Source organism: Kitasatospora sp. NPDC088783, from assembly GCF_044750705.1.
In the GTDB taxonomy this organism is placed as follows: Bacteria; Actinomycetota; Actinomycetes; order Streptomycetales; family Streptomycetaceae; genus Kitasatospora; species Kitasatospora fiedleri.
The window spans coordinates 83,315-99,855 of sequence record NZ_JBIVKJ010000022.1; the positions used below are offsets into that span (position 1 = coordinate 83,315).

A 16,541-nucleotide genomic window follows, 5' to 3' on the forward strand; every position below is an offset into this window, starting at 1 on the left:
GGGACGAAGGTTGGGCCCGGGGGCTTGGATCGAGCCGGTGCCGTTCCAATGTAACGCATCCGTGCCGACGGGCAAGGAGGCCGCGTCCCGCTCCGGCCGGTTTGTCGGGTCCGCACACTCCACGCACGTTATTTCTGGCGGGCCCTTGGTCGGTGCGACCATCGAGGTCTAGCATGCCGAGCGGCATGGAACTTCAACAGTTTGTTGATCCAGGAAGAAGGACGTCGATGGCGACGGTGCCCAGTGTCTCGAACTCGATCACGGTCCGGTTGGAGGTCCCGGCCACCGGCAACGCGGTGAGCTCGATCACCACCGCGGTGGAGTCCTCCGGCGGTTCGGTCACCGGTCTCGACGTCACGGCCTCCGGCCTGGAGGCGCTGCGGATCGACGTCACGGTGGCGGCCTCCTCGGTCGCGCACGGCCAGGAGATCGTCGAGAAGCTCCGCACCATCGACGGCGTGAGCATCGGCAAGGTCTCCGACCGCACCTTCCTGATGCACCTCGGCGGCAAGATCGAGATGTCCTCGAAGCTGCCGATCCGCAACCGCGACGACCTGAGCATGATCTACACCCCCGGCGTGGCCCGGGTCTGCATGGCGATCGCGGAGAACCCGGAGGACGCCCGCCGGCTGACCATCAAGCGCAACAGCGTCGCGGTGGTCACCGACGGCTCGGCCGTGCTGGGCCTGGGCAACATCGGCCCGAAGGCCGCGCTGCCGGTGATGGAGGGCAAGGCGGCGCTGTTCAAGCGGTTCGCGGGCATCGACGCCTGGCCGCTCTGCCTGGACACCCAGGACGCCGACGAGATCGTGGCGATCGTCAAGGCGATCGCGCCGGGCTTCGCCGGCATCAACCTGGAGGACATCTCCGCGCCGCGCTGCTTCGAGATCGAGGCCCGGCTGCGCGAGGCGCTGGACATCCCGGTCTTCCACGACGACCAGCACGGCACCGCGATCGTGGTGCTGGCCGCGCTGACCAACGCGCTGAAGGTGGTCGGCAAGGAGATCGGCGAGATCCGGGTGGTGATGAGCGGCGCCGGCGCCGCGGGCACCGCGATCCTCAAGCTGCTGATGGCCGCGGGCGTCGAGCACGCCACCGTGGCGGACGTCCGCGGCGTGGTCCACCGGGACCGGGACGACCTGAACGACAGCCTGCGCTGGATCGCCGAGAACACCAACCGCTCCGGCCGCACCGGCACCCTCAAGGAGGCGGTGGCCGGCGCCGACGTGTTCATCGGCGTCTCCGCCCCGAACGTGCTGGACGGCGACGACCTGGCCACCATGGCCAAGGACGCGGTCGTCTTCGCGCTGGCCAACCCCGACCCGGAGGTCGACCCGGCGGTGGCCCGGCAGACCGCCGCGGTGGTCGCCACCGGCCGCAGCGACTTCCCGAACCAGATCAACAACGTGCTGGTCTTCCCGGGCGTCTTCCGCGGCCTGCTGGACGCGCAGAGCGCCAGCGTGGACACCGAGATGATGCTGGCCGCCGCCCGGGCGCTGGCCACCACCGTCACCGACGAGGAGCTGAACCCCAACTACATCATCCCCAGCGTCTTCCACCCGGGGGTGGCCAAGACCGTCGCGGCGGCCGTCCGGGACGCCGCGGTGGCCGCCCGGGGCGACGCGGAGGCCGCCCCGGAGAGGCCCACCGCGGGCATCGTCGGGACGCTCGACACCGGCACTTTCCCGGCCGTTCGGTTCTGAGTCCGGAGGGGGCCCGGCCCGCCCGCCGGGCCCCGCTCGCGGCGAACCGCGCGGAGCCCTTGCGACACAAGGGCAAGGGGCGTGTTTGGGCTTGTCGGTGCCAGGGCGTACGGTAGCCCTGCGACGGGGAGGCGTGTCCGACAAGTACGGTACGTCCCCAGTTGCGCCACGGCGTGTCGTCCCGGCCGCCGCCCGCTCCGGCCACTCCGGAGCCGACGGAGCGTCACACCTCCGTCCGGCGGGCGCTGTTCGGGTCAACCACGCCGGTTCCCGATTGGCTTTCTCAGTGCCGGTCGGGGCAGGATTCGTACCCAGGCGGGCAGTTTGTGGCGCTTCGCGGTGCGAGCCCGGCCCCTGACCAACCCCTCGCCTGAACGAGCACCGTCGCGCGGACCGGCCATGCCTCCGCGCACGGCAGAGCAACAGACCACAGGAGTACACATGAACCGCAGTGAGCTGGTGGCCGCGCTGGCCGAGCGCGCCGAGGTGACCCGCAAGGACGCCGACGCCGTGCTGGCCGCCTTCGCCGAGATCACCGGCGAGGTCGTCGCCAAGGGCGACGAGAAGGTCACCATCCCCGGTTTCCTGACCTTCGAGCGCACCCTGCGCGCCGCCCGCACCGCCCGCAACCCGCAGACCGGCGAGCCCATCCAGATCGCCGAGGGCTACAGCGTCAAGGTGAGCGCCGGCTCGAAGCTGAAGGAAGCCGCGAAGGGCAAGTGACCCCCCGCAGCTGAACGCACCGGTGGCCGGCCTCCCCTCGGGGAGGCCGGCCACCGGCTTTCCGGCCCGCCGCGCTCAGGCGGTCAGCCGGACCTCGGGCGCCTCGGCCTCCGAGGGCAGCTCGATGTGCGCGCCCAGGTCGCGCAGCTTGTCCATGAAGTTCTCGTAGCCGCGGTTGATCAGGTCGATGCCGTGCACCGTGGAGGTGCCCTCGGCGGCCAGCGCCGCGATCAGGTACGAGAAGCCGCCGCGCAGGTCGGGGATGACCAGCTCGCCGCCCATCAGCTTGGACGGGCCGGAGACCACCGCGGAGTGCATGAAGTTGCGCGCCCCGAACCGGCACGGCGTGCCGCCCAGGCACTCGCTGTAGAGCTGGATGTGCGCGCCCATCTGGTTCAGCGCCCCGGTGAAGCCCAGCCGCGACTCGTACACCGTCTCGTGCACGATCGACAGGCCGGTGGCCTGGGTCAGCGCCACCACCAGCGGCTGCTGCCAGTCGGTCTGGAAGCCCGGGTGCACGTCGGTCTCCAGGGCGATCGCCTTGAGCTCGCCGCCCGGGTGCCAGAACCGGATGCCCGCGTCGTCGATCTCGTAGGCGCCGCCGACCTTCCGGAAGGTGTTCAGGAAGGTCATCATCGGGATCTGCTCGGCGCCCCGGACGTAGATGTCACCCTTGGTGGCCAGCGCCGCGCACGCCCAGGAGGCCGCCTCCAGGCGGTCCGGCAGCGCCCGGTGGGTGTAGCCGTCCAGCTCGTCCACGCCGGTGACCAGGATGGTGCGGTCGGTGCCCAGCGAGATGATCGCGCCCATCTTCTGCAGCACGCAGATCAGGTCGACGATCTCCGGCTCGATCGCGGCGTTGCGCAGCTCGGTGACGCCCTCGGCGAGGACCGCGGTCAGCAGCACCTGCTCGGTCGCGCCGACCGACGGGTAGGGCAGCTCGATCTTGGTGCCGCGCAGCCGCTGGGCGGCGACCAGGTAGGTGCCCTGCGGGTGCTTCTCGATGGTCGCGCCGAACTGGCGCAGCACCTCGAAGTGGAAGTCGACCGGCCGGCCGCCGATGTCGCAGCCGCCCAGGCCCGGGATGAAGGCGTGCCCGAGCCGGTGCAGCAGCGGGCCGCAGAACAGGATCGGGATGCGCGAGGAGCCGGCGTGCGCGTCGATGTCCGCGACGTTGGCGGACTCCACGTGCGAGGGGTCGAGGATCAGCTCGCCGTCCTCGTCGCCGGTGCGGACGGTGACCCCGTGCAGCTGCAGCAGGCCGCGGACGACCTTGACGTCCCGGATGTCCGGGACGTTGCGCAGTCTGCTGGGGCCCTGGCCGAGCAGCGCGGCGACCATGGCCTTGGGGACCAGGTTCTTGGCGCCGCGGATCTGGATCTCGCCTTCGAGCGGGTTTCCGCCGTGGACCAGCAGGACGTCGTCGGTCATCGTTCTCGCAATCCGGGTGCGCAGGGGAGGTTTTCGGCTGCGGAGTTGGGGGAAGGGCCCTTCACCACCACTAGATGGTAGGGGGTGGGCGATTGGTTCCGGTGTGTCCTCATGGTGATCATGCTGTGGGGGAGGCTCCGCGGCATCGCCACTGGGCCGGACGGGTGGCCCGCGGGGTGGACCGCCGGGTGTCCGGGGAGGGCCGGTACGGGGCATGATGTCAGACATGGAAGCGGCCCCCTCGCTCACCGGGCGACTGCTCGTGGCGACGCCCGTGCTGACCGACCCGAACTTCACCAGGTCGGTGGTCCTGCTGCTCGACCACGACGCCCAGGGCGCGCTCGGGGTGGTGCTCAACCGCCCCACGCCGGTGGACGTGGCCGCCGTGCTGGACGGCTGGGCGCCGCTGGCGGGCGACCCGCCGGTGCTCTTCCAGGGCGGGCCGGTGGCCCTGGACTCCGCGCTGGCGGTGGCCGTCGTCCCCGGCGAGGAGCACGGCGCCGCGCCGCTCGGCTGGCGCCGGGTGCACGGCGCGATCGGCCTGGTCGACCTGGAGGCGCCGCCCGAGGTGCTGGCCGGGGTGCTCGGCGGGATGCGGGTGTTCGCCGGCTACTCGGGCTGGTCGCCCGGGCAGCTGGAGGAGGAGCTCGCCGAGGGCGCCTGGCACCTGGTGGACTGCGAGGCGGGGGACGTCTCCTGCGCCGAGCCGGACCGGCTGTGGCGCGAGGTGCTGCGCCGCCAGCGCGGGCCGCTGGCGATGCTCGCCACCTATCCCGACGACCCGCTGCTGAACTGACCGAGGAGCCCGGCGCACGCGGTGGCCCGGTCCCGGGCGGCCCCCATAGACTTGGCACCCATGAGCACTCTTGAGCCCGAGCGCGGTCTCGGCACCGGCACCCTGGTCGAGCCCGTCCCGCAGACGTCGCACGGGGACGGCGACCACGAGCGCTTCGCCCACTACGTCCAGAAGGACAAGATCATGGAGAGCGCGCTCTCCGGATCCCCCGTGGTGGCGCTGTGCGGCAAGGTCTGGGTGCCCGGGCGCGACCCGAAGAAGTACCCGGTCTGCCCGATGTGCAAGGAGATCTTCGACGGGCTGAACAACCCCGGCGGGGACGACAAGAAGGACTGACGGCGCACGACCTGCGCGAACACCTCCCGAGTGGTCTATGCCAATCGGGGTGGTCCGGGGCAGGATGAGGCGCATGGACCTCATCCCCGCCCCGTCGCACGTCCAGGCCCGCAGCGACGCCCCGCCCTTCGTCCTGCACGCCGGCTCCCGGATCGCCGCCGCCCCCGGCGCCGAGGCCCCCGCCCGCCGGCTGCGCGCCGAGCTGTCCGCCGCCACCGGCTTCGACCTGGACCCGGCCCCGGCCGGGCAGGACGGCGACCTGCGGCTGGCGCTCGACCCGGAGCTCGGCGCCGAGGAGTACCGGCTGAGCGCCGACGCCGCCGCCGTCCGGCTCACCGGCGGCAGCGCCGCAGGCCTGGCGCACGCCGCGCAGACCCTGCGCCAGCTGCTCGGCCCCGCCGCGTACCGCAGCGCCCCGCTGCCCGGCGCGGACTGGACGGTCCCCGCGGTGGAGATCCGCGACGCGCCCCGGTTCGGCTGGCGCGGCGCCCTGCTGGACGTCTCCCGGCACTTCATGCCCAAGGCCGGCGTACTGCGCTTCATCGACCAGCTCGCCGCCCACAAGCTCAACGTCTTCCACTTCCACCTGACCGACGACCAGGGCTGGCGGATCGAGATCCGGCGCTACCCGAAGCTCACCGAGGCGGGCGCCTGGCGCGAGCGCTCGATGGTCGGCTACCGGGCCGGCGGCCGGCACGACGACCAGCCGCACGGCGGCTACTACACCCAGGACGACCTGCGCGAGATCGTCGCCTACGCCGCCGCCCGGCACATCACCGTCGTCCCCGAGGTCGACCTGCCCGGCCACAACCAGGCCGCCATCGCCGCCTACCCCGCGCTCGGCAACACCGACGTGGTCGACACCGCCGCGCTCGGCACCTGGACCGACTGGGGCGTCAGCGCGAACATCCTGAACGCCTCCGAGGCCACCCTGCGCTTCTACGAGCACGTGCTGGAGGAGGTGCTGGAGATCTTCCCCTCCACCTTCGTCCACCTCGGCGGCGACGAGTGCCCCAAGGACCAGTGGAAGCAGTCCGACGCCGCCCAGGCCCGGATCGCCGAACTCGGCCTGAAGGACGAGTTCGAGCTGCAGAGCCACGTCATCCGGCACTTCGACCGCTGGCTGGCCGAGCGCGGCCGCCGGCTGATCGGCTGGGACGAGATCCTGGAGGGCGGCCTGGCCCCCGGCGCGGCCGTGTCGTCGTGGCGCGGCTACGAGGGCGGGATCGCCGCCGCGAACGCCGGGCACGACGTGGTGATGTGCCCCGAGCAGCACGTCTACCTCGACCACCGGCAGGCCGACGGCGCGGACGAGCCCGTCCCGGTCGGCTGGGTGCGCACGCTGGAGGACGTCTACCGCTTCGAGCCCGTCCCGCCGCAGCTCGACGCGGCCGCCGCCGCGCACGTCATCGGCACCCAGGCGAACCTCTGGACCGAGTTCATGAACGACGGCCGGGACGTCGACTACAAGGCGTTCCCGCGGCTGGCCGCGTTCGCCGAGGTCGCCTGGTCCGACCTGCCGCGCGACCCGGCCGACCGCGACTTCGCGGACTTCGAGCGCCGGATGGCCGGCCACTACCCGCGGCTGGACGCGCTCGGCATCGAGTACCGCCGCCCCGGGGGACCGCTCCCCTGGCAGCGCAAGCCCGGCATCGTCGGCCGCCCGCTGGACGGCCCGCCCGGACCGTCCGGCGAGCACACCGCCCCCTGACGCCGGTGACGGAGCGTCAGCGGCGGGGAACTCCGGGCGAGGACCGCTCGTCATGACCGGGTGAACAACCGATCACCCCGGCCACGACCTGATCGCGGTCGCGCCCGGAGTTGTCCCGAGTTGTTCGGACCTGTCCGCCACCCGGGAAATGATCAGCGGTCTTTGTGTGCCAGAGTTGCCCAACCCGCACCGATCGCCCGTACCCTACGGGCGGCAGTCCGCACTGCAAATGGAGCACGGTGGGAACCTGGTGAACCGGACGATCATGTTGCCGGCCTCGGTGGACGAGGCGGTCGAAGCGCTGGCCGCCACCCCGGGGGCGGTGCCGGTGGCGGGCGCCACCGACCTGATGGAGGCCGTCAACGCCGGGCGGCTGCGGCCCGCCGCCCTGATCGGACTCGGCCGGATCACCGAACTGCGCGGCTGGCGCTACGAGGACGGCGGCACCGCCGTCCTCGGCGCCGGGCTCACCCACGCCCGGATGGACCGCCCCGACTTCGCCGCGCTCATCCCCGCCCTCGCCGACGCCGCCCGCACCGCCGGACCCCCGCAGGTGCGCAACGTCGGCACCCTCGGCGGCAACGTCGCCGCCGGCGACCCGGCCGGCGACACCCTGCCGGTGCTCGCCGCCCTGGAGGCCACCGCCACCCTCGCCCGGGCCGGCGCCGTCCGCGACGTGCCGATCAGCCACCTGCTCACCGGCCTCGACCCGCTGCGCCCCGGCGAACTGCTCACCTGGGTGCGGGTCCCGCTGCTGCACGCCCCCCAGGTCTTCCTCAAGTCCACCGGCCGCAGCGGCCCGGCCCGCGCCACCGCCTCCGTCGCCCTGGTCCTCGACCCCGCCCGGCGCGGCGTGCGCTGCGCCGTCGGCGCCGTCGCCCCCGTCCCGCTGCGGCCGCTGGAGGCCGAGAGCTGGGTGGCCGGCTGCATCGACTGGGACGCCCGCGGCGCCGAGGGCGCGGTGCTGATCGACCCCGCCGCGCTCGCCGCGTTCGGCGAGTACGTGGCGGGCGCGTGCGTCCCCGAGAACGGGGCGCACGGAGAGGGGGCGGGCGCGGCTGCGGCCCGCCTGCGGCGTACCGTGGCGGTGCTGGCCCGCCGGGCACTGGGAAGGGCGCTCAAGTGACGGACGAACTGCTGAACCACCCCGGGGCGCTCACCGCCGACGTGCGCCCCACCGCCTCGTACACGCTGCGGGTCAACGGCGTGGACCGGCCCGTCACCGACGCCTGGATCGGCGAGAGCCTGCTGTACGTGCTGCGCGAGCGGCTCGGCCTGGCCGGCGCCAAGGACGGCTGCGAGCAGGGCGAGTGCGGGGCCTGCTCGATCCAGGTCGACGGACAGCTGGTCAACGGCTGCCTGGTGCCCGCCGCGCTCGCCGCCGACAGCGAGATCAACACCGTCGAGGGACTGTCCGGCGCGGGCGGCGCCAGCGACGTCCAGCAGGCGCTCGCCGACTCCGGCGCCGTCCAGTGCGGCTACTGCACGCCCGGCATGGCGATGGCCGTCCACGACCTGCTCCAGCGCAACCACCGGCCCGGCGAGGTCGAGGCCCGCCAGGCGCTGTGCGGCAACCTGTGCCGCTGCACCGGCTACCGGGGCGCGCTGGCCGCCGTCCAGGCCGTCGCCGACGCCCGCGAGGCCGCCCTCGAAGCCGAACTGGAGGCCGCCGAGCAGGCCGCCGGACAGGCGCTCCCGGCCGGCGCTCCCGCCGCCGGCGCGCCCGCGCCCGCCGCCGGGCCGCCGTCCTACCCCGACCAGGCCGGCGAACTCCCGCTGTACGCCGACTCCGAGCTCTGGCACGAGGCCGACCAGCTGGCCCCGCCCGCGCCCCCCGCCGGGCAGGACGACGGCACCCTGCGCACCGGCGGCTACGCCTACCCGCCCACCCCGCCGCACGGCACCCCCGTCCCGGCCGACTGGGCCGCCGACCCCGGGGCCCCCGGCGGCGCCGGTGCTCCCGGCCCGTTCGCCGGTCCCGGCGGTACCGACCCGTTCGGCACCACGGCCTACCAGGACGCGGGCCCCTACGACGGCACCGTCTACGCCACCGACGGCTACGGCCAGTACACCGGCCACGACGCCACCGGCTACGACGCCACCCCCGCCCACGGCATCCGCCTCCACGAGGACGAGAACGCATGACCTCCGCCACCGAGCTCCCGGCGGCCGCCCCCGCGGACCACGAGACCGGCACCACCGGCCTCGGCACCTCCCCGCTGCGCACCGACGCCCTCCCCAAGGCCCTGGGCATCTACCCCTACGCCGCCGACCTGTGGGCCGAAGGGCTGCTCTGGGGCGCCGTGCTGCGCTCCCCGCACCCGCACGCCCGGATCGTCTCGGTGGACACCGCCCCCGCGCTCGCCATCCCCGGCGTGCACGCCGTGGTCACCGCCGCCGACCTCCCGGCCGGCCCCGACGGCACCCCCGACGGCGGCCCCGCCGGGTCGGCCGCCGCCGACCGCCCGGTCCTCGCCGCCGGCGTGGTGCGCCACCACGGCGAACCCGTCGCCGCGGTCGCCGCCGACCACCCCGACACCGCCCGGCTCGCCGCCGCCGCGATCCTGGTCGAGTACGAGCCGCTGGAGCCCGTCACCGACCCCGAGGCGGCCTTCCACGCCCCCCCGCTGCACCCCGACGGCAACCTGCTGCGCCACCTGCCGCTGCGCACCGGCGACCCCGACGCGGTCGGCGCGATCGTCGTCGAGGGCCTCTACCAGGTCGGCCGCCAGGACCCGGCCCCGATCGGCGCCGAGGCCGGACTCGCCGTCCCCCGCCCCGACGGCGGCGTCGAACTGCACCTGTCCTCCACCGACCCGCACGGCGATCGCGACCGCACCGCCGCCCGCCTCGGCCTCGACCCCGACCGGGTCCGCCTGGTCGTCACCGGCGTCCCCGGCGCCACCAGCGACCGCGAGGACCTCTCCTTCCAGGTCACCCTCGCCCTGCTCGCGCTGCGCAGCGGCCGACCGGTCAAGATGACCCTCACCCGCGCCGAGTCCTTCCAGTCCCACCCCACCCGGCACCCCGCCCTGCTGCGCTACCGCCACCACGCCGACGCCGAGGGCCGGCTGGTCAAGGTCGAGGCGCAGATCCTGCTCGACGGCGGCGCCTACGCCGACGTCTCCGCCGAGGCGCTGGCCGCCGCCGTCGCCTTCTCGGTCGGCCCCTACACCTGCCCCAACGTCTTCGTCGACGCCTGGGCGGTGCGCACCAACAACCCGCCGGCCGGCCGGATGCGCGGCGAGGGCGCCCTGCAGACCTGCTTCGCGTACGAGTCGCAGCTCGACCAGCTCGCCAGGCAGCTCGGCATCGACCCGGTCGAGATCCGCCGCCGCAACGCCATGACCACCGGCGACCCGCTGCCCACCGGCCAGGCCGTCACCTGCCCCGCCCCGGTCGAGGCCCTGCTCGACGCGCTCGACGCCTCCCCGCTGCCCGCCCTCCCGCTGGACGACCCGGAGGCCGACTGGCTGCTGCCCGGCGGCCCCGGCGGCGCGGGCGACCCCGCCGCGGTGCGCCGCGGCATCGGCTACGCGGTCGGCATGGTGCACATGCTCGGCGCCGAGGGCGAGGACGAGGTCTCCACCGCGACCGTCCGGGTCTCCGGCGACCACGCCACCGTGATCTGCGCGGCCGTCGACTCCGGCCAGGGCTTCGCCACCCTGGCCCGGCAGATCGTCCAGTCGGTGCTCGGCGTCAGCGAGGTGTACATCGCGCCCGTCGACTCCGACCAGTCCGCGGCCGGCCCCGCCTCCCGCGGCCGGCACACCTGGGTCTCCGGCGGCGCCGTCGAGCGGGCCGCGCTGATGGTCCGCCACCAGATGCTGCAGCCGATCGCCGCCGACTTCGGGATGTCCGTCGAACTGCTCACCATCACCGACGGGAAGATCACCTCGTACGACGGCGTGCTCGGCATGCCGGTCAGCGAGGCACTGGAGGGCCGCGAGCTCTGGGCCACCGCCCAGTGCCGGCCGCACCCCACCGAGCCGCTCGACCCCGAGACCGGGCAGGGCGACGCCTTCGTCTCCATCGCGTTCTGCGCGATGCGCGCCGTGGTCGACGTCGACATCGAACTCGGCGCCGTCCGGGTCGTCGACGTCACCGTCGCCCAGGAGGTCGGCCGGGCGCTGAACCCCCGGCAGATCGAGGACCGGATCGAGGGCGCCGTCGCCCAGGGCGTCGGACTCGCCCTGCTGGAGAACCTGCGCACCGAGGGCGGCGTCCCCGTCAACGCCTCGCTCACCGGCTACCGGCTCCCCACCGCCCTGGACACCCCCGACGTCCGGATCGCCGCCCTGCTGGAGGAGCGCGACGTGGTCGCCCCGTTCGGCGCCAAGGCGGTCAGCGCGGTGCCCGCCGTGGTCGCCCCCGCGGCGGTCGCCGCCGCCGTCCGCGCCGCGACCGGGCTGCCGGTCGGGCGGCTGCCGATCCCGCCGGAGGACGCCACGCTGCCCGTCTGACGCCCCGTCACTTCTTCCGGGAGGTCGCCGCCGCCGTCGTGGTGCGGACGTGCTCCGCCCAGGCCGCCTGGAACGCGTCGGCGCTCCCGCCGGTCGCCTCGGCCAGCTGCTGGGCGTACTCGCTCGGCCTGGCGTAGTGCGCGGCGACGAAGGCGAACGCCCGGGCCTCCCCGTAGGTCGCCGCCAGGTACCGCACGGCGTCGCCGCTCAGCGCGTAGTTCGCGGACCTGGCCCCGGCGGTGTCCGCGTAGAACTCGCCCTGCTCGCCCGGCAGTCCGCCGTCGAAGCGCACCTCGCGCAGGTCGCCGACCAGCTCGTCGCGGGCCGCCGCGTCCTCGCCGCGCAGCGCCATGAACTCGGCGAAGCCCTCCGCCACCCAGTCGTGCGGCTGCCCCTTGCCGGTGGGCGAGGGCCACTCGGACAGCAGCGTCGCGACGATCGCGTGCGCCATCTCGTGCCGGCCGATGTCCGTCACGCCGTCCTGCCAGCGCGAGCCGGTGAACCGGCTGTCGGTGGTGTCCATCACGATCCGGCTGCCGCCGACCGTCATCCCGCCGACCGTCATCCCGCTGCCTGCCGTCCCGCCGCCCGCCGTCCCGCCGCCCGCCGTGCTCCGGGCCGCCCCCTCGGCCGCCACCACCGGCATGTTGACGCCGGCCTCCAGGCTGTCGTCCTGCTTCCCGTCGCCCTGGTACAGCTTGTTGTAGACCTCCCGGTTCTTCTCCAGCACCACGAAGAACCCCCGCGCGCCCCGCCGACCGCCGGCCGGCACCGGCGCGTACTGCTGCCAGGCCGCCAGGTCGTCCCCCGCCGCCCGGGCCAGCACGTCGACGTCCCGGTCCAGCTCGGCCTCCTGGCCCTTGTCCGCCATCGCCACCAGGTGGTCGCGCACCCGCACCGACAGGTCGTCGTACACGTCCCACGGGGCCGGGTAGTAGCCGGCGTCCAGGCTCTTGCCCTGGTGGTCCCGCACCGCCCCGACCCCGGTTATCACCTCGGTGCCCGACTCCACCGGCAGCACCTGCCACCCGTACTCCTCGGCGATCGGCAGGTTGTCCACGTCCTTCACCTGGTGCACGAAGTCCACCCGCAGCCGCCCGTTCAACGGCGAGTTCGACACCTCCCAGCGCGCCGTCTCCCACGGCACCTTCAGCAGGTTCCGGAAGACCAGCCGCTGCCGCTCCTTCACCTCCCCCGCCGCGAACGGCCGGACGAACCCCTCCTCGTCCCCCGCCGCCAGCGCCCGCGTCAACCCGTCCGCGACCCGCCGCCAGTTCTCCTGCTCCACCACGTACGCGGGCGTCGTCGCCCCCTTCCGCCCCACCTGCAGGTACGCCGTCCCGCCCACCGCGGCCACCACCACCAGCACCACCAGCGCGATCCCCAGCACCCCCAGCGCCCGCGACCCCCGCCCCGGCGGCTGCGGCGGCGGGTACGCGGGCTGCCAGTCCTGGCCCCGGCCCTGGTACGGCGGGGGCGGGAACCCCGGGTACGACTGCTGCCCCGGCACGGGCGCGCCGGACTGCGGCGGATGCGTCAAGAGTTCCCCCAAGGACGAACGACGCGCCATTCATAGCACAGCCCCCGACCACCCCCACCAGCCCTTTCCCCCACCGGCGGTGCACGAACGAGACCGGTTCCCCGGCGGTGGGCGTCCAGCGGCCCTCGTCCGGCCCCACCCCGTATCGCCGGTGCCGCGGTGGCGCGCGGTCGGAAACGCCGCCCGACCGTCCGCAGTCGCCGCGGGGCGGTGAAATGTAGTGGCCCTGCCACGAGAGGCCGGTGCCAGGGCGGGTGACGGACGATACGATCGAACCGTCCTGTGTTCCGGGGGCGCTGCGAGAGCGAACGGGCTGTCTACTGACGGGGTGTTTGATGGGGCTGGCCAGACTGACGGGCGCGCTCGGCGCGACCGCTTTGACAGCGGGCATGCTGTTCGCCGGCGCACCGGCGGCGTCGGCGGACCAGGTGCGGGACGCGCAGTGGGCGAACGCGTACTTCGACCTGGACAAGGTGTGGTCGGTCAGCAAGGGCGACGGCGTGATCGTCGCGGTGATCGACAGCGGCGTCGACGCGAACCACCCTGACTTGGTGGGGTCGGTGCTGCCGGGGTACGACCCGAGCGGTCATGGCTGGGAGGCCAAGCCGACCGAGGAACACGGAACGGGTATGGCGAGCCTGATCGCCGGCCACGGTCACGGCAACGGTGAGGGCATACTCGGTCTCGCGCCCGGGGCCAAGATCCTGCCGATCTATCGGGGGACGACGACCACCACCAGTGATGCCATGCCGCAAGGCATCAAGTGGGCGGTCGACCACGGCGCCAAGGTCATCAACATCTCCCAGGTCACGCCCAGGGGCGTGGAGGACGGCTTCGCCGAAGCGGTGGCCTACGCCCTTCAGCACAAGGTGCTGATCGTGGCCGGCTCCGGTAACGATGCCGGCCCGGTCCGCACCCCGGCGAACGTGCCCGGGGTGTTGGCGGTCGGCGCGGTGGACAAGAACCAGAAGGTCTGGGCGAAGTCGAACTACGGTCCTGAGGTCATGCTCACGGCGCCGGGCGCCGACATGGTGATGGCAGGCGTCGAGGGACTAGGTTCCTGTCAGGGCCAGTACTGCAAGGCCGACGGTACTTCGGACTCCACCGCCTATGTCTCCGCCGCGGCAGCCCTGGTCTTCGCCAAGTACCCCGACCTCACTCCGGGCCAGGTGGCCAACCGGCTGGTGAAGACGGCTGCGACTCCCGCCGGTGCCTCTCAACTGCCGGACGCACACTACGGATACGGAGTCGTCCAGCCGTACGCGGCACTGACCAAGAACATTCCTGCCGGGTCCGCACAGGGGCCGCTGGCCGCAGGTGCTGCTGCCCCGTCCGCTGGCCCCGAGGTGTCGGCGGGTTCGGACAACGGCGGTACGGGCACCGGTGGAATCAAGTCCCCGGAGGCCGTATCGGGTATCCACCAGTCGTCGTCGGGATCGTCCCTGCCGCTGGTCCTGGGCATCTGCGGTGCTCTGGTCGTGCTGCTCATCGTGGTCATCGCGGTTGCGGTGGCGAGCGGCCGGAAGCGGCGCCGTGCGCAGGGGCTCCAGGCCCAGGCCGGTGCCCCGTACGGTGCCGCACCGGGGTGGCCTCCGGCCCAGCAGCCGTATGGCCAGCCGGGTCAGCAGCCGTACGGTCAGCCGGGTCAGCAGCCACCGCCGCCGTACGGCTATCCGCAGCAGCAGCCGCCCTACGGAGGTAACCCGTACCAGGACGGAAACCAATCGCGTTGACGGTGTATCAGTAAGCTGTCCAAGCGCGATACGATCGAATGCTCTGGCTGGACAGACAACTCATCAGCTGGATTGCTACCACGGGGAAGTTTCGACACTCCAGGGGGAGAGGGCCTCGTGTCCGACGGATACAGCGTCAACCCTGCAGAGCTGGAGGCAGTCGTCAAGCGACTGCGGACCCTCCAGCAGAACATCAGCACCTGCGGGACCAACACCAAGTACAAGACCGACATCACTCAGGATGCCTTCGGCGGCAACTTTGCCGAGGCCCAGGCGCTGTACAGCGCGCATGGGAACATGCAGGCGTTCCTGACCCAGACGATCTCGTCCATCGACGCGCTCATCACCGAGTACGGCGACAAGACCCAGCTCGTCCACGACCGTTATGTGGGGCGTGAGGACGACGGCCAGTCAACCATGAACCAGATTCAGGCAGGGTGAGTCAGAGATGGCCGAGACGACTCCATTCGACAGCTACGCCCTGATCCCGCTCAAGAACATGGTTTCCGGCTCGAGTCCCGAGCGGATCAAGGAAGTCGGGCAGCACTGGCAGAACGTGCACGAGGAGCTGACCCAGGCCGCCGCGGACCTGAGGGCGGCGATCGAACATGCCACCGCGAACTGGACCGGTGCAGCTGCGCAGGGCTTCGCGACGAAGGGCTCGCAGATCCAGGAAGGCATGGCCAACACCGCCGCGCACGCGCAGAACACGTCCGTCGCGATGACCTACGCGGCGAGCGCGCTCGAGCAGACCAAGTCGACCATGGACCAGATCAAGGTCCCGAGCTTCATGGACCGGGTCGGCAAGACCTTGAGCGACGGCTTCGCCAGCTCGGACGAGGGGTTCAAGCGCGACCTCGCGTCGGGCATGAACCGGATCGACGCGGTCAACAAGAACGCGCACGACCTGTCCGCCACCGAGGTCGCGCACCAGTACGCGATCGGCGTGATGGAGCACCTGGGCCCGCAGTACACCCAGGCCGCGGCATACATGGACGGTGGTCAGCCCAGCATTTCGGAGCCGGGGCAGAAGTTCCCGCCGGACCCGCCCGCCACGGTCGTGCCTCCCGGCCACACGCCGCCGAGCATGCCCAACCCGAAGTACCCGGGTGGGGTGCCGCCGCAGCAGACGACTCCGTCGAACGTCTCGCCGGGCCTGCCCTCGGTGCCGCAGCCGACGCAGCCCGGGCATCCGGTGGTGCCGGTGGTGCCGCCGGTGGGGTCGGTGCCGCCCGGTGGGGATCTGCCGCCGTTCACTCCGCCGACGTTCACGCCGACTCCGGTGCCGCCGTCCACGGGGATCCTGGGGGTCGACCCGCCGTCCGTGGGGTTGACGCCTCCGGGGTCGGTCGGTGGGCTGCCCGGTGGGGTGGGGACGTTGCCCGGTGGTGGGTCCGCTGGTGGTGGGACCGGTGGTGGCGGGTACGTGCCCGGTGGGTTGGGCGGTGGGTACCTGCCCGGTGGCGGGCTCGGCGGTGGTGGCCGGGTGTCGACTGGCGGGTTGTCCGGGGCCGGTGGCGCCGGTGGTGGTCGGGCCGGTGGCTCGGGTACTGCGGGTGGGGCCGGCCGGGGCGCCGCTGGTGGGGCTGCCGGTTCCGGGGCCGGTGGCTCGGGTTCGGGTGCCGCGGGGGCCCGCGGTGTCGCGGGCGCCGGCGGGATGGGCGGCATGCACGGCGGTGGCGCCGGTGGTGCGCGGGGCGGTGCGGCCGGTGGCAAGAGCGCTGCCGGCGGCCTGGTGCGCAAGGCCGGTGGCACGATCGGCGGTGCGAAGGCGGCCGGTGCCGGTGGACGGGCGTTCACCGAGGGCGGGTCGGGCATCGGGAAGGGGCGTGCCGGGCAGGCGGGCGCGGCCGGGATGCACGGCGGCTCGGGCAGCGGCGGCAGCAAGAAGAAGAACCAGGGGCACCGTCCCGACTACCTGGTCGAGGACGAGGACACCTGGCGCGGTGGCGAGGCCAACCCCGGCGTCATCGAGTAGCAGTCGGCTCGACCGGAGTCGGTAGGGGTGTGCGGCGGGGGGGGGGGGGGGGGGGGGGGGGGGGGGGGGGGCGGGGCGGGGGGGGGGGGGGGGGGGGGGGGGGGGGGGGGGGGGGGGGGGGGGGGGG

At 73.5% G+C, this 16,541-nt stretch carries 13 protein-coding genes; 11 read left to right on the forward strand and 2 right to left on the reverse strand.

Annotated elements, in window-relative coordinates; translation table 11 throughout:
- Positions 1 to 227 precede the first annotated feature (227 nt).
- Positions 228 to 1,703, forward strand: a complete 1,476-nt coding sequence (locus ACIP60_RS34915) for an NAD-dependent malic enzyme (RefSeq protein ID WP_400692643.1) — start codon at positions 228 to 230, stop codon at positions 1,701 to 1,703.
- A gap of 441 nt (positions 1,704 to 2,144) precedes the next feature.
- A complete protein-coding gene (locus ACIP60_RS34920; protein ID WP_030459611.1) occupies positions 2,145 to 2,426 on the forward strand; it encodes an HU family DNA-binding protein in 282 nt (93 codons plus the stop codon).
- A 75-nt stretch (positions 2,427 to 2,501) separates the two neighbouring features.
- On the opposite strand, the gene murA is transcribed toward ACIP60_RS34920, so the two are convergent.
- Complete coding sequence (gene murA / locus ACIP60_RS34925; protein ID WP_100838067.1) at positions 2,502 to 3,857, reverse strand: UDP-N-acetylglucosamine 1-carboxyvinyltransferase; 1,356 nt, start codon at positions 3,855 to 3,857, stop codon at positions 2,502 to 2,504.
- A gap of 226 nt (positions 3,858 to 4,083) precedes the next feature.
- Between murA and ACIP60_RS34930 the strand changes: the two genes are divergently transcribed.
- The 6 genes from ACIP60_RS34930 (at position 4,084) to ACIP60_RS34955 (ending at position 11,163) form a co-directional block, all read left to right on the forward strand.
- The gene (locus ACIP60_RS34930) at positions 4,084 to 4,653 is read left to right on the forward strand and encodes a YqgE/AlgH family protein (RefSeq protein ID WP_400692647.1); all 570 of its coding nucleotides are present in this window, start codon (positions 4,084 to 4,086) and stop codon (positions 4,651 to 4,653) included.
- A gap of 60 nt (positions 4,654 to 4,713) precedes the next feature.
- Positions 4,714 to 4,989, forward strand: coding sequence for a DUF3039 domain-containing protein (locus ACIP60_RS34935; protein ID WP_030459614.1), 276 nt, complete (start codon positions 4,714 to 4,716; stop codon positions 4,987 to 4,989).
- Positions 4,990 to 5,062: 73 nt separating this feature from the next.
- The gene (locus tag ACIP60_RS34940; RefSeq protein WP_400692650.1) at positions 5,063 to 6,700 is read left to right on the forward strand and encodes a beta-N-acetylhexosaminidase; all 1,638 of its coding nucleotides are present in this window, start codon (positions 5,063 to 5,065) and stop codon (positions 6,698 to 6,700) included.
- A 229-nt stretch (positions 6,701 to 6,929) separates the two neighbouring features.
- Positions 6,930 to 7,826: a xanthine dehydrogenase family protein subunit M gene (locus tag ACIP60_RS34945; protein WP_282205819.1), complete on the forward strand. Its 897-nt coding sequence runs from the start codon at positions 6,930 to 6,932 to the stop codon at positions 7,824 to 7,826.
- The gene (locus ACIP60_RS34950) at positions 7,823 to 8,845 is read left to right on the forward strand and encodes a (2Fe-2S)-binding protein (RefSeq protein ID WP_400692653.1); all 1,023 of its coding nucleotides are present in this window, start codon (positions 7,823 to 7,825) and stop codon (positions 8,843 to 8,845) included. The genes ACIP60_RS34945 and ACIP60_RS34950 overlap by 4 nt, the downstream gene beginning before the upstream one ends.
- On the forward strand, positions 8,842 to 11,163 hold the full coding sequence (locus ACIP60_RS34955) for a xanthine dehydrogenase family protein molybdopterin-binding subunit (protein ID WP_400692655.1): 2,322 nt from the start codon (positions 8,842 to 8,844) through the stop codon (positions 11,161 to 11,163). The genes ACIP60_RS34950 and ACIP60_RS34955 overlap by 4 nt, the downstream gene beginning before the upstream one ends.
- A gap of 7 nt (positions 11,164 to 11,170) precedes the next feature.
- Here ACIP60_RS34955 and ACIP60_RS34960 read toward each other — a convergent pair whose 3' ends face one another.
- Entirely contained in the window at positions 11,171 to 12,703 is a 1,533-nt protein-coding gene (locus tag ACIP60_RS34960; RefSeq protein WP_400692657.1) for a hypothetical protein, read from the reverse strand.
- Positions 12,704 to 13,038: 335 nt separating this feature from the next.
- On the opposite strand from ACIP60_RS34960, the gene ACIP60_RS34965 reads away from it, so the two are divergent.
- From ACIP60_RS34965 to ACIP60_RS34975, 3 genes are all read left to right on the forward strand, one after another.
- On the forward strand, positions 13,039 to 14,436 hold the full coding sequence (locus ACIP60_RS34965; RefSeq protein ID WP_400692660.1) for a S8 family serine peptidase: 1,398 nt from the start codon (positions 13,039 to 13,041) through the stop codon (positions 14,434 to 14,436).
- A gap of 117 nt (positions 14,437 to 14,553) precedes the next feature.
- Complete coding sequence (locus tag ACIP60_RS34970) at positions 14,554 to 14,877, forward strand: hypothetical protein (protein WP_282205815.1); 324 nt, start codon at positions 14,554 to 14,556, stop codon at positions 14,875 to 14,877.
- A gap of 7 nt (positions 14,878 to 14,884) precedes the next feature.
- Positions 14,885 to 16,414, forward strand: coding sequence for a hypothetical protein (locus ACIP60_RS34975; protein ID WP_400692662.1), 1,530 nt, complete (start codon positions 14,885 to 14,887; stop codon positions 16,412 to 16,414).
- Positions 16,415 to 16,541: the final 127 nt, after the last annotated feature.